General features: G+C 41.8%; 13 protein-coding genes. 7 read left to right on the top strand and 6 right to left on the bottom strand.

All coding sequences use genetic code 11. The annotated features are described in order from the left end of the window. Positions 1-12 precede the first annotated feature (12 nt). Positions 13-1419 carry an FAD-linked oxidase C-terminal domain-containing protein gene (locus tag G6554_RS15430; protein ID WP_166243398.1) on the top strand — a complete coding sequence of 469 codons (1407 nt, stop codon included), beginning with the start codon at positions 13-15 and terminating at the stop codon, positions 1417-1419. Between the two features lie 63 nt (positions 1420-1482). On the opposite strand, the gene G6554_RS15425 is transcribed toward G6554_RS15430, so the two are convergent. The 5 genes from G6554_RS15425 to G6554_RS15405 all read right to left on the bottom strand — a co-directional run bounded on the left by G6554_RS15425 (position 1483) and on the right by G6554_RS15405 (position 6324). Continuing rightward, positions 1483-3591 (bottom strand): MMPL family transporter, encoded by a 2109-nt coding sequence (locus G6554_RS15425; RefSeq protein ID WP_166243396.1) that lies wholly within the window; start codon positions 3589-3591, stop codon positions 1483-1485. 121 nt (positions 3592-3712) lie between these two features. Beyond that, complete coding sequence (locus G6554_RS15420; RefSeq protein WP_166243394.1) at positions 3713-4264, bottom strand: TetR/AcrR family transcriptional regulator; 552 nt, start codon at positions 4262-4264, stop codon at positions 3713-3715. A 100-nt stretch (positions 4265-4364) separates the two neighbouring features. Further along, positions 4365-4829 (bottom strand): CD3072 family TudS-related putative desulfidase, encoded by a 465-nt coding sequence (locus G6554_RS15415; RefSeq protein WP_166243391.1) that lies wholly within the window; start codon positions 4827-4829, stop codon positions 4365-4367. Further along, positions 4819-5394, bottom strand: a complete 576-nt coding sequence (locus G6554_RS15410; protein WP_166243389.1) for a CD3073 family putative ECF transporter S component — start codon at positions 5392-5394, stop codon at positions 4819-4821. The genes G6554_RS15415 and G6554_RS15410 overlap by 11 nt, the downstream gene beginning before the upstream one ends. Before the next feature lie 45 nt (positions 5395-5439). Next, positions 5440-6324: a selenium metabolism-associated LysR family transcriptional regulator gene (locus G6554_RS15405; protein ID WP_166243388.1), complete on the bottom strand. Its 885-nt coding sequence runs from the start codon at positions 6322-6324 to the stop codon at positions 5440-5442. A gap of 327 nt (positions 6325-6651) precedes the next feature. Between G6554_RS15405 and G6554_RS15400 the strand changes: the two genes are divergently transcribed. The 5 genes from G6554_RS15400 to G6554_RS15380 all read left to right on the top strand — a co-directional run bounded on the left by G6554_RS15400 (position 6652) and on the right by G6554_RS15380 (position 11010). Beyond that, positions 6652-7569: a class I SAM-dependent methyltransferase gene (locus G6554_RS15400; protein ID WP_166243386.1), complete on the top strand. Its 918-nt coding sequence runs from the start codon at positions 6652-6654 to the stop codon at positions 7567-7569. 102 nt (positions 7570-7671) lie between these two features. Continuing rightward, positions 7672-9051: a chloride channel protein gene (locus G6554_RS15395; protein WP_347564319.1), complete on the top strand. Its 1380-nt coding sequence runs from the start codon at positions 7672-7674 to the stop codon at positions 9049-9051. A 156-nt stretch (positions 9052-9207) separates the two neighbouring features. Continuing rightward, positions 9208-9702 carry a sigma-70 family RNA polymerase sigma factor gene (locus G6554_RS15390; RefSeq protein WP_166243384.1) on the top strand — a complete coding sequence of 165 codons (495 nt, stop codon included), beginning with the start codon at positions 9208-9210 and terminating at the stop codon, positions 9700-9702. Then, positions 9695-10717, top strand: coding sequence for an anti-sigma factor (locus G6554_RS15385; RefSeq protein ID WP_166243382.1), 1023 nt, complete (start codon positions 9695-9697; stop codon positions 10715-10717). Before G6554_RS15390 ends, G6554_RS15385 begins: the two co-directional genes overlap by 8 nt. Continuing rightward, on the top strand, positions 10702-11010 hold the full coding sequence (locus tag G6554_RS15380; protein ID WP_166243380.1) for a hypothetical protein: 309 nt from the start codon (positions 10702-10704) through the stop codon (positions 11008-11010). Before G6554_RS15385 ends, G6554_RS15380 begins: the two co-directional genes overlap by 16 nt. Positions 11011-11356: 346 nt before the next feature. On the opposite strand, the gene G6554_RS15375 is transcribed toward G6554_RS15380, so the two are convergent. After that, entirely contained in the window at positions 11357-12082 is a 726-nt protein-coding gene (locus G6554_RS15375) for a polysaccharide deacetylase family protein (RefSeq protein ID WP_242637803.1), read from the bottom strand. Between the two features lie 178 nt (positions 12083-12260). On the opposite strand from G6554_RS15375, the gene G6554_RS15370 reads away from it, so the two are divergent. Then, on the top strand, positions 12261-12953 hold the full coding sequence (locus G6554_RS15370) for an AIM24 family protein (protein WP_166243378.1): 693 nt from the start codon (positions 12261-12263) through the stop codon (positions 12951-12953). The last annotated feature ends 144 nt before the right edge of the window (positions 12954-13097 follow it).

Here is a 13097-nt window from a genome sequence, read left to right as displayed (position 1 = left end):
GGGGGTTCCACAGTGAAGCTTTATGATGAGTTGTTACGTATTATCGGGGATGGTGAGAGGGTTTCGATTAATCAGACGGTCTTGGAACAGCATAGTAAGGGGGTGGCATACCACACACCCGCAATGCCCGATATAGTTGTTTTCCCTATTTCAAAAGAAGAGGTTTGCAGGATTGTTCAGTTTGCCAATGAGCATTCTATTGCAGTTGTCCCATTTGGGGCCGGAACAAGTTTGGAAGGGCATATTATCCCTGTCAATGGAGGAATTACCCTTAATTTCACGCTGATGAATCAAATTCTCTCGATCAGGCCGGATGACTTTTTGGTCACGGTTCAGCCGGGGGTCACAAGGGATCAATTGAATCATGCGTTAAAGAAACATGGTCTCTTTTTTCCTATCGATCCCGGGGCAGATGCCTCCATTGGAGGAATGGCGGCAACGAATGCCAGCGGTACAAATAGTGTTAAATATGGAGTCATGCGCGATCAGGTGCTGGGATTGGAGCTCGTTTTGGCAGACGGTTCGGTTATTCGGAGCGGCGGTTATTCCTATAAATCATCGGCAGGATACAATTTAACTGGACTCTTCGTTGGATCGGAAGGGACATTAGGGATCTTTACGGAAATTATTCTAAAACTGCAAGGAATTCCAGAGGTTATCTCAGATGTGAAAGCAACATTCCCATCGATTGAAGCAGCTGGGAAAGCAGCCACGATGTTGCTAAAGGCTGGACTTCCAATTGGAAAAATAGAGTTAGTGGATGAAAAGACCATCAAAGCCGTAAATTCCTATAAAAACACAACCTATCGTGAGGAACCCACTTTGTTTATGGAATTCAGCGGCAACGGACCTGATGTAGCGTATAGCGTCGAACAGGCACGAGAAATTATCAGTGGTGAACAATCTGCGACGTTTGAATTTGAAAATGATTCCCTAAAGAGGGCCCAACTTTGGGAAGCCAGGCACCATGTAGCCTTTGCTATTTTAGCGGCAAATCCGGGGATGGGGATGATGTCTACAGATGTATGTGTCCCACTGTCCGAACTAACCAGTGCATTAGCACATACTAGGAATGTAGTCGAAGAGCAGGGTCTCGATGCAGCCATTTTTGGGCATGTGGGTGATGGTAATTATCATGCGGTATTACCAGTGGATCCAAATAGTAAAGAACAACAGAAGCGCGTAGAGGAAGTCCATAAACAAATTGTCCAGTTTGCATTGTCCAAAGGAGGGACCTGCACTGGTGAGCACGGGATTGGTCTCGGCAAGAAAGCCTTCTTGCGGCAAGAACATGGAGATCTTTTACCGATTATGAAGGGGATCAAAGCATCCGTTGATCCGAACCATATTTTAAATCCCGGGAAGATATTTGAAGGGGTGTCTGTAACGTCTCAATTGAAGGGGCCAATCACTTCGTAAAGCAGTCATATAAAGAAGAAGAAAGGCAGCCAAAAAATTTGTGGCTGCCTCTCTTTATAGGTGCTATCTATTTTCACTAACCTTTTTATCTTTTTCCAATAAAACAATTAATCCAGGCAGCAGGACACCTCTAATTAAGAAGGTATCTAATAAGATTCCGACTGCAACAATAAAGCCGAATGTAAATAACAGCTGGATCGGCTGGGTCATTAATACGGCAAAGGTGGCAGCTAGAATAATACCGGCAGAGGAGATGACTCCGCCTGTGTTTGTAACTGCGATTTCTACAGCATCCTTAACAGAATGAGTCGCCCTCTCTTCTTGGAATCTTGAGATGAGTATGATATTATAGTCGATTCCAAGGGCAACCAAGAAAACAAACGCATAAAGCGGAACCCTATTACTGATGGAATCAATATCAAAGAGCAGGTTGCTCAAGAATGTCCCAAGCCCTAATGCTGCAAAGAAGGAGATTAAAATGGTACCCATCATGTAAATGGGCATCTTAACCGATTTTGTTAAGATAATTAACATTCCAAAGATTAAAATGGTTTCCAGCAGCACAATGACAATGACGTCCCGGTCGTTTACGGAACGATCATCCACTTTCGCTGCGGTTTCACCAGAAAAATAAAGCTTACCATACACCTTGCTATCAGTGGTAATTTGTTTGGTGGAACCAATTATTTCTTCCAAGGCATCGATGGTTTTAATAGAATACGGGTTTCCGGCAAAAGTCAGACTATAATAAAGAACGGAATCATCCTCCGTTTTCCCGCCTAAGCGAACATCACTAACAAGCGGCTGTTCAGCCAATGTTTTTCGTAAACTTTCCTGTTGGTCAGCTGTTACTGAGGCAGATGACTCGAATACAACGGTAGTTTGGGCTAAATCGCCGGGTTCAAACTTTTTCGCCAAAATTTCATAGCCTTGGCGGGATGGCATATCTTCTGGGAATGATTTCATTGTGTCAAATTCAAACTTTAGATTAAATAAATTGCTTGCCGATAATAAAAGAATGATCCCGATTACAGCGACGGACAGACCAGGCTTCCTGGTAACGAAGCGGCCAATTTTTCCCCAAACAACATGTTGATTTACTGCGCGATTACCAACGCGGGGAACCTTAGGCCAGAAGGACTTTCTCCCAAATAGCGTAAACAAGGCAGGTACAAGTGTAATCGATGCCAGCATAATGACCAACATGGTTGTTGCAAAAGTTGGAGCAAAGTTCTGGTAGTCACCAAATTGAGCAAAAAATAACACAAGCATGGCGGCTAAAACGGTTCCTCCCGAGAAGAAGACAGGCATGCCTGTTTCACGCATTGCTTCCTTCATCGCATCAAACTTACTTTCGTGGTTCGTGAGTTCCTCGCGATACCTGGAAAAGACAAATAAGGAATAATCAATCATCGCCGCAAATAAAAGAATCGACATAATTGAAATTGTCTGGTTGCTCAAAGCAAGCCCGGCCTTCCCCATGATTCCAAGGATTTGATTCACGACCTCATAGACAAAGACAGCCGCAAGAAGCGGAATGAATGCTAGTAATGGTGAACGATAGATTACGATTAATAGGATAAGAATTAAACCGACAGTTGATAAAATAAGGACAAGATCTGCACGAGAAAATAAATCAAGAGAGTCTGTTGCGATTCCCGCTGGTCCTGTTACATATAATTTGTATTCGGATGTATCTGCAATCGCCTTTTTGACTTTTGTCAATGACTCCTTAATTTCCTTATTTTCCAGCGAAGCATCGAAGGTAAGGGGAATCAAGGCCGTTGTTTTGTCCTCTGATAGGAAACCAGCTGCAGCTTGTGGAGGTAGGGATGCGATGGGAATCATTTGTTCAATCCCAGCGATGTCTTTCCTCTTAACTTCATCTAAAATTTCCCCTAGTTTAGCAATTTCTACTTGGCCCTCTTTGGATTGAAAAACTAATATGGCCGGAGTTCCTTCATTATTAGGAAAATAGTGATCCATTTTCTTTTGAGCAATCACAGACTTCGCATCATCTGGTAGGGAATCAATTCTAGAAACCTCATAATCCTTTGCGCTCGGTGCAAGCATAGCCAAAAGGATGGTCATAACTAGCCAGATGGATAAGGTAATCCACATCCCCCTTTTGGTTGAAACTCGATCGGTTATTGCTTGTAAAAATGATTTCATCTTTTTGATGTAGCCCCTCTCTTTATAAAAATTTACAAAGTAACGCAAATGTCACTTTTGGTAAAAGTAAATTGACACTATTGTCACTACTATTATCTTTGAAAGTAACATGGGTGTCAATTTAGGTATTTGTGAACATTCCCTCGCGAATAATTTGTTTAATGGAACTAACCCAAGTAGAATGGGGGGTCCCCCCGTGATTAGGGATGGCTACAGATTGAAAGATGTAGCCCAACAGTAAGTTGTTTGGAATATCAGACCGTAGTTTGCCTTCTGCCTTCCCTCTATCGATAAAGTCTTGTAAATACTGATACATATCAACATGAAGTTTCTCAAACTTTTCATTATGTCCTGGGATTTGCTGTCCGATTCTGATGAGTTTCTGAATGTCTGATGATGATAATATCAGGTTTAAAAGAAAATCAAATTGGGCGTCGAACCCAAGTTGTAGGTCTAATTGCTTTAAATGAATTAGAAATTGATCCATTTCATAAAAAATAAAGTTCGTGATGAGATCTTCTTTATTTTCAAAGTATTTGTAAAGGGCACCGCGCGATACGTGTAAAGTATCTGCTAAAATGCTAAAAGTAAATCCTTCATAACCATGTTGAAGAAGGAGCTGTTTTGTCTCCTGAAATAATTCATCCCTAGAAAATTTGCGTTCACGTGCCATGTTCTCACCTCTGCCCCCATTATATACAATATTTGCTGCAATAGAAAACAACTTAAAAACAAGCCCGCTTTCCGGATCAGGCTTGTTTTTTGTGCATTCCTTATTTTATAAAGTGCAGATTACCTTTGAATTCTGGTTCACTGGTATTCGGCAAATACCAGAGGGTTTTCAATGTGATTCCTTTTTCGCCAAACATCGCTGTTAACTCTTCGATAAAAATGCCGCGAGTCGGGTCACATGATGGGCTACTCTGAATCCCTAGCAGACCGATAATGTCATAATCATTTTTCAGATAGTCTTCAGCTTGTAGAAGGACAGGGTTCAGGATCTTCCGACAATGCTCTCTGTACTCAGGTGTGTTGTATTGTTCGTAGGTCATCGATGGCCGATTCAGCCCAAGAAAGGTAAATTCCGGGCATGGCAGCTGGAGAAATCCGTAACCCTCTTTCATTGCCCACTCAACAGCTGAAAGGACAGCACCTTCTGCACGGGCCTCATCTACAATGACGGTATTCTGATTTAAGATACAATGAGAAACTAGCAGGATCTTTTTACTACGCTGCATTTTTCTTCTCCTTATTCACGATCTTTGCTAGATTTGGTAAGCGGGCTATCATGAACATAACCAACAAACACGTAATGATTTTATCGACAAAATTGCCGGTAATCCGTGAAATAAAGGTAGAGGCAAAAACGCTTTCTCCTGCTGAGCGCAGCCAAAGGACGACTAAATCCATCCCGCTTCCATTTAATCCGCCATAGACGGCAACAGCAATCGGTGTCCCAATAAGAGGTGCGATAATAGATAACATAATTCCGGTGATAAGGGCGATATACCATTTTCTGAAATCAAACTTTTTCGCCATGTAACCTGCGACTAACGCAATAGCAATATTAACAAGCCCAAAGAACATGGCAGATGGACCTGTTGTGGCACCGAGGACCACGTTGGTCAGTCCACCGGCTAATGCTCCCCACCATGGGCCGAATAAGACGGCGACTAAAACCGTACCAATTGTATCAAGGAATAACAAAGGAATTTTCATTGATGAGACCACAGTTCCTAATAGTACGTTTAAAGCAATACCCATTGCAGAATAAGTTAAAATCATTGTTCTACTTACTTTCATAAACCTTTCCCCTCTTTTATAAAAGAATAGTAAAATCCGATTGCATCACTGCTTAAATAAAAGCCCTGTAAATTCTTTAATGATCGGACGGTCTGCCGCATCAGTTAGAGAAGTAAAATAAAAGTTTCTTAGAAAAGGATCAAATTTTTCAATAATCTGGATCCGACCTGCCTTTGCGGCTGGCATGGCAGCTAGCTTCGAGATAAAACTGATACCAAGTCCTGCTTCTACTGCAGCGATAACGGCTTCGGTACTGCCGATGGAGACAACGGAATGCAAATCAGAAAGTGAACACCCATGAAGTGTCAGGTAATCCTCCATTACCTTTCTTGTGCCTGATCCCTGCTCCCTTAAAACAAAATCATATTGTTTAATCTGCCTAAACTCCGAGTCGTCTGAATGGATCATCGGGTGTCCATTTGGTGTAATCAATACGAGTGAATCAGAGGCAATCGGCCTGAATTGAAGTTTGGTTGACTCTTGCTCAAGGCCAATGATTCCTATATCAATTCGATGATCCAGAAGTCTATCGAGGATTTTCTTAGAATCACCAATTTCAATGGTTACATCTACCTTTGGGTAAAGGCTTCGGAATGTTTTAATCCAGTTTGGAACAAGATAGGTACCAGGGATGGTGCTGGCACCGATGGTTAAGGTCCCGGTTAATGTATCATGAAGACCATGAAGTTCATCCTCCAGCCTTCGCCATCTTTGTGTTACTTCTTTAGCGGCCTGATAAACTAGCTTTCCGGCAGGGGTTGGCTGTATTCCCGATGTGCCTCGTTCCAAAAGCTCCATCCCAAGCTCTTCTTCCAAACTCTTTATTTTAAGGCTTGTCGTCGGCTGTGAACTTTTTAAGGCAGCAGCTGCCTCTGAAAAACTCCTTTTCTCGACAACCAAAATAAACGCTTCTAGTTTATTAAAATTCATTTCTACACTCCATCTATATTGGGATATTTAATAATTTATATTTACTTTTTTTATACTTAGGTGAGACTTTAATTGACAGTGCAGGTACACCATTATATTTTAACTTGATGGATGAGCATATGAAAGCAGGATTTTGTAAACATCTTTGTCGATTCTGTTAACAACGGGTGTTAGGTACTATTTTTCCAAAAAAGAAAATAAATTTATTGACTTTAACTATAAAACGTGCTATAATATTTATTTATTGACAATAAAGTTAACTCATCCTAAAATAAACTCCTAGCCACTTTTTGCTGGGAGTTTTCTTTTTTTAAAGGGGGAGTTTTCATGGAAGCTAATAAGGAAAGTTTAACTGCATTAGTAAGCTGCTTTGCCAGGGGATACCATGCATTGAATTGCAGCAAGCCCATTTTTAATGATTGGGCTGCCCCTTCACTGTTACGTGACGAGGAAAAACAACTAATCAGCACCAATTGGGCAAATGCCATCGCCTTTTTCGATCCGGAAAAGAGTGAATCCTTGACATCATTTAACGAAAAATTAGAATGGGTGATGAACAATCAGACCGTTCCTCAATTAGTCAGCCGGGCACGATATGCAGAGGAAAGTCTCGTGTCGGCGATTGAACGTGGAGTGAGACAATATGTGATTTTAGGTGCCGGCCTTGACACTTTTGCCCTTCGCCATAAAAACTTGCCGGAGGATTTTATCATCTATGAAGTCGACCACCCCGCAACCCAAGCATTCAAAATGAAGTGCCTGCAAGAAATGGGTTTCGCCATTCCTGCAAACATAAAATTTGTTCCCGTTGATTTTAAACATGATTCCTTACCTGAAGAGCTGAAAAAAAGCGGCTATGATAGCGGGCAAATTGCCTATTTTAGCTTGTTAGGGGTTGTTATGTACTTAGAGAAACTTGATTTTTTAAAACTCTTGACTGCCATTTCGGAAATGTCTTTAAACGGAAGCTCCTTTGTCTTTGATTATCTTGATGACACCGCGTTTAATGAAAGAAAGGCCTCAAAGAAGCTCATTCAAATGCGGCAAATTACTGCTGCCACGGGTGAATCAATGGTTACCGGCTTCGATCCTTTTGAACTTGACCTCGAGCTGCAAGATTGTCAGATGCTTTTATATGAAAATCTTTCACCGGAGAATATTGAAGAGCTGTACTTCACAGACAGGGAAGACGACTTGCACGCTTTTGACCATTTTCACTTCGCCCATTTAGTTGTTCATAAGTAAATGTTGACACCGTTCCTTTTTTGGACGGTGTTTTTTCAGGTGTTATCCTAAATTTTCAATCAATAGACTTCCTAAACATGTAGTGCTATTTTCAATAGGGGGGTGAACGGACAAATGTTTTCGCGGATCTATTACGTGGAACCGCTTGTGATGATTGCAACATTACTCCGGTGGCTATTTTTAGCAACGATTATGGGAGCATTTGTTGGGACCGGAACAAGCCTATTTTTACGTTTATTATACTATTCAACAGGTCAAACAGTACATATCCCATTATGGCTGCAAATGGTGCTTCTACCGCTTGGCGGGTTGTTGAACGGACTCATTTTATATTATGGATACCGCCATGCTTCGAAAACAAATAAAGACTCAACGATTGCCGCTGTACATGAGCAGTCGGGGGTTATGCCCTTTAAAACCATGTGGGTAAAGCCGTTAACGGCGATTATTACGCTTAGTTGCGGAGGCTCAGCGGGAAAGGAAGGTCCATGTTCGCATATCGGTGGTTCGTTGGCATCATTATTTGGCCTTCTTTTTCGCTTAAATCCGGAACTTCAACGGCGAATGGTTGCCTGTGGTGTTAGTGCTGGGTTTGCCAGTGTATTTGGCACGCCGATTGCAGGAGCTATCTATGGGATTGAGGTGTTAACCATCGGGCGTCTTCGTCACGATGTTATTTTCCCTGCTGTGATTGCAGGTGTCACATCTTACCGTATAAGCAAGCTATGGGGACTTACATATGACTATTATCCAATACGGGTTGCTTCACAGTTTTCAGAGGGACTGTTTATTAAAATGATTATCATCGGCATCCTTTGCGGACTTATTTCGTGGCTCTTTATTGAGCTGTTTGTCCAGGCGCGTACGTTTTTTGGCTTTATTCAGGAGAGGTTTCATATTTGGGAACCGTTCATGCCTTTGATGGGTGGTCTTGTTTTATCATTACTTATTTTCATACTGCCAACCGATTACCTTGGGTTAAGCTTGCCGTTGATGGAGAGCGCTTTAGCTGGGGAGCAAGTGCCCTATTTAGGTTTTCTGTGGAAATCACTCTTTGTTGCAATTACGTTAGGGTCGGGATTTTACGGCGGGATCGTCACACCACAATTTGTGATTGGCGCTCTAACTGGAAATGTTCTTGCCCATCTAATGGGCATCAATCCTGCTCTGGGGGCAGCGGTCGGAATGGTTGCGGTTGTTGCCGCGGCATCGAATACACCTATTGCTGCAATATTCATGGGATATGAATTATTTGGCAGCTTAACTGGCATATATGTGGTCGGGGCCTGTATTACAGCGTATATTGTCATTGGCCACAGGAGCGTTTATCCCGACCAGCTTGTTGCTTATCCAAAGTCCTTATGGATGTATCTGCAGCCGGGAATATCATTAGAAAGGGAAAAAATCCATGTTTCTTACGGGCTGTTACGAAAAATAAAACGGTGGCAGCGGCGGAAGCCTTACTTTAAAGTTAAAAGGTAATAGCGAAGGATATTTTAAACAAACGTTTGATTAGTAGGATATAGATGGATGAATGCGAACAGGGGCTAAACTGTTCGTATTTTTTTGTGAAATAATTTCCAAAACTGCAACCTTTTGCTATCGTTAAACGTGGTTAAGGTGAAAGGGGGAACGGGAGTGGAGCTAGATCAGGTTTACCTGGAACATGTCAATGATTTATACCGGTATCTATACTCCCTTTCAAAGGACCATTTTATCGCCGAGGACTTGGTTCAGGAGGCTTTTTACCGTGCCTATTTGCATCTGGAGGATTATGAAATCTCTAATATTCGTGCATGGCTATTTAAGGTCGCATACCATGCCTTTATTGATTTTCAACGGAAAAATAAACGTCTTGTTATTCAGGCGGAAATGGATGAGAGTAATTCCTCTCGGGATACGCCGGAAAAAAAGCTCTTAGAAAAGGAAAGCTTCCAATTATTATTGGAAGAAATTCATTTGTTAAAAGAACAAGAAAGACATGTGCTGTTGTTATGTGATTTGCATCAGCTTGCATACAACGAAGTTGCGGAAATTTTGGGAATGAATTTGAATACCTTGAAAAGCCATTTACATAGGGGCCGGCGGAAGGTCATGGAAAAAGTGAAGGAAAGGAAGAAGACGGATGAGTGATGAAAAAAATAATGTAGACGATGAATATCAAAAATACCTAAAGGAATCATTGAATGAAGTAAGCGAAGTGCACTCTTATTCCGAAAAAAGCCAAACGGAGATCGTCACGATGGGGAAAAATAGGGCCCGCAGGACGAATATTATGATCAGTCTGGCCATTCTATTATTAATTGTCCCTATCATGACATTGGCCTCCCATATGTACTATGCCGTTGGCGATAGGGCAAACCGTCTGATTGACGTTGCCACGAAAACGATCTATGTGACCGAACCGAATATGGGGCTGGAAAAATTACGCCTAGAGCATGAAATTGGCTTTTTTTCAATGAATATCAAGTTTGATGTATTTAAAAAAATCGGTAAGGAAGATTATAAGGTTGGGAACTATGATATTGACTTTTTTTTAGACAGAGCGAACTTTCCTAAGAAGAACCTTAATCTAGATAGGCCGTTAGCGGAATATCCAGATAAGGATACAGAAGTCTTGTTTCACCCTAAAGCATCCGTCCCTTTTAATAGAAACGATCAATGGGATATGTTAAATAAGCTTCCCGATGGGACTGTAGCGGAGGTATATATATCATTAAACGATGTTATGAAACCAAAGGAACTGAATAAAATTCTGCCTAAGGATATGGAACTTCGCTGGCTAGCGGTGGATACGGGGATGGATGCAGCACAGGTGGATGATGAAGGGGTACCCATTACACCTCTTGGATACCCTGCGCAATATGATCAGACGACGTGGTCCCCGTTTAAATCCTATAATCAAACAAATGAGGAAGTGTTTCTCGATATTTTATCGCTGCTTGAAAAAAATGAATCGGTTGCTGAAAAAGTCGCCCGGGCTAAATCATTGTCCCTGAAAAGCCGCATTGCCTATATTAAGAAACACGGCATCAAGGTGTATGGCGCTGTGATTACCGGCCCAACAGAGGAATTAAGAAAGCTGCAGAATGTAAAAGAAATTAATACGATGAAGGTAGGGGAGGTAAAACTATGGAACTGGGAATAAAGAAAAAAGGGGGCAACAGACGCCTTCCGACGATATCTGGATTTCTATCTTTTCTGGTTGCGCTACTTTCATTAGCTGGTTTAAATGTAGCTCTATTAGTAAAAAACGCAGAGTTTCCCGGAATCTTTATCGTTCAACTGCCAATTGTCGGTTTTTTTCTCGGACTTGCGGGGCTGGTAACCGTGAGAAGATCAAGATTATATGCCATTTGGGGACTTACCCTTAATATCTTTTTACTAGTTTTTACCCTATTAATGATGATTGCAGCATTAAGCATTAACCCAAAACCATAACACGAAGTTTTTTATGAAAAATGGTACAGAATCCTCATCGCTGGACATACTGTTAGATAAAGGCATGTCCACATGAGGTGATAAAGTTGGAGAAACTAGCAAATCTTTGTTGGGATGGGTTTACGCTAAAACATGTGTCACACCCGAAAGTCGTTAAACCTTATATCCTATTTATTTTTTCTGCCCTTTTGGTTGAATTGTTTTTGATTGCATTGTTGGGAGTGTCATGTTTTATCTTTTACCAAAACGGCTTTAGTCCGGATATGCTCTATTATATTAGTGGCGCAGTATTGCTTCTACTGTTTGTGATAACAGCTTCGGTGTTAAAAACAATTATTTTGAGACATTATTTTATCAATTTATAAGAGAGAAGCTCTGAAACAGTTACAAAGTTGTATCCTTGTTCTTTCAATGCAGGTAGAAAAATTTTTAAAGCCTGGATGGTCTGACTCCGGTCGCCGCCGCTATCATGAAGAAGGAGAATATCACCATGGCGAGCATGGCTGATGACATGATTAGCAATACTCAGTGCCCCCGGCAGGGACCAATCTCTTAATTCCTGATGATACGACCAAAGTACGACTTTGTATCCTTGTTCTTTTGCCTCCTGCAATAGGGCAGTGTCTAGGTATCCCCCAGGAGGTCTGAACAATTTAGGGTGGTTTGGCTGGTATTTTTGGATAATACGATCTGCCAATATAACCTCGTTGCGCATCTGATGAAAGCCAACTTTATTTTCGTATGGATGTGTCATAGAGTGATTGCCCAATTCATGACCGGCCTCCACAACCTGTTCGACAATGTCCGGATACAGTTCCATTCGGTTTCCGATTTGAAAAAATGTCGCATGGGCACCAAACTTCTCGAGAAGTAAAAGAATTTGGGGCGTATAGACAGGATCGGGACCATCATCAAATGTTAAAGCTATGACCTTTTTGTGTGTGGCTACTTCCCAGATGACTTGCCCCGTTGGCTCCACTTGCTTTCTCTTTATCATCTCCGCAAACACAGTTGTTTGAACGCTGGAATAAAAGCAAATAAATGCAATAATGAATCGAACCCATTTTATCATGGCGAATCTCCCTTAACGACCAAACTAGTTAGTCTTACTAATGTGTGCCTATATCATCATTCTTATGTTAAGAATCAGGGTAATTGTTTTCCGAAACAGCAAAAGAATCTAGCGAAAAACAAAATTGAAACATTCCTATCTTTTCTACGTAATACAATTAAGAAAGGGGATGGGCTGGATGAGTAGATATTCAATGGATGAATTCATTAAACAGACAGAACAAAAGGATAAAGGGGAAGGCTTTTTCGAATTAGAAACCCCGCGGATGCTTGAAGTGAACTTGGATGGCCTTGTTTGGGCAAAGGCGGGATCTATGGTCGCGTATCATGGGAAAATAAAGTTTGATCGCGAAGGCATTTTGGAGCACGGATTGGGGACCGCCTTTAAAAAGGCATTCACCGGTGAAGGTGCCTCGCTAATGAAGGCAAACGGACGGGGGAAATTGTATCTTGCCGATGAGGGGAAAAAGATTATTATCCTAAACTTGCAAAACGATTCCATCTATGTGAATGGAAATGACTTGCTAGCATTTGAGCCGGGGATAAAATGGGAGATTAAATTAATGAAGCGGATTGCCGGGATGATGGCCGGCGGTTTATTCAATGTCCGCTGTGAAGGAACTGGCATGATTGCCATTACTACACACTACGAGCCATTGACACTGCGGGTATTGCCGGGACAGCCGGTTATCACTGATCCAAATGCAACCGTCGCCTGGTCCGGAAATCTACAGCCTGAGTTTCAAACGGACATCAGTTTAAAAACATTCTTTGGAAGGGGCAGCGGTGAATCGATTCAAATGAGGTTCGAGGGCGATGGATTTGTCGTGGTGCAGCCTTATGAAGAGGTTAAGAGGGTAGAGAAGGGGTAACTTCATTGTAATCAAGCGGATGAAGACCAAGAGTGTGAATGAAATTGGAAAAAAGGACTTCATAAGATCGCTGAAGGACAAATCTTACTAGGGAAACTAAGGATTAGTCCCTCATAAGGTTGCTGAAGGACAAATCTCGATAGG

The sequence above is a fragment of the Bacillus sp. MM2020_4 genome (assembly GCF_011250555.1).
GTDB lineage: Bacteria > Bacillota > Bacilli > Bacillales > Cytobacillaceae > Neobacillus.
This window is presented reverse-complemented; position numbering and strand designations above follow the sequence as displayed.

What these genes read in the sequence shown, in the direction of transcription:
- G6554_RS15410 (WP_166243389.1), bottom strand. Translation starts at nt 5,394, where the DNA reads ATGAAAGTAAGTAGAACAATGATTTTAACTTATTCTGCAATGGGTATT.
- G6554_RS15370 (WP_166243378.1), top strand. Translation starts at nt 12,261, where the DNA reads ATGAGTAGATATTCAATGGATGAATTCATTAAACAGACAGAACAAAAG.
- G6554_RS15400 (WP_166243386.1), top strand. Translation starts at nt 6,652, where the DNA reads ATGGAAGCTAATAAGGAAAGTTTAACTGCATTAGTAAGCTGCTTTGCC.
- G6554_RS15385 (WP_166243382.1), top strand. Translation starts at nt 9,695, where the DNA reads ATGAGTGATGAAAAAAATAATGTAGACGATGAATATCAAAAATACCTA.
- G6554_RS15405 (WP_166243388.1), bottom strand. Translation starts at nt 6,324, where the DNA reads ATGAATTTTAATAAACTAGAAGCGTTTATTTTGGTTGTCGAGAAAAGG.
- G6554_RS15415 (WP_166243391.1), bottom strand. Translation starts at nt 4,829, where the DNA reads ATGCAGCGTAGTAAAAAGATCCTGCTAGTTTCTCATTGTATCTTAAAT.
- G6554_RS15380 (WP_166243380.1), top strand. Translation starts at nt 10,702, where the DNA reads ATGGAACTGGGAATAAAGAAAAAAGGGGGCAACAGACGCCTTCCGACG.
- G6554_RS15425 (WP_166243396.1), bottom strand. Translation starts at nt 3,591, where the DNA reads ATGAAATCATTTTTACAAGCAATAACCGATCGAGTTTCAACCAAAAGG.
- G6554_RS15375 (WP_242637803.1), bottom strand. Translation starts at nt 12,082, where the DNA reads ATGATAAAATGGGTTCGATTCATTATTGCATTTATTTGCTTTTATTCC.
- G6554_RS15420 (WP_166243394.1), bottom strand. Translation starts at nt 4,264, where the DNA reads ATGGCACGTGAACGCAAATTTTCTAGGGATGAATTATTTCAGGAGACA.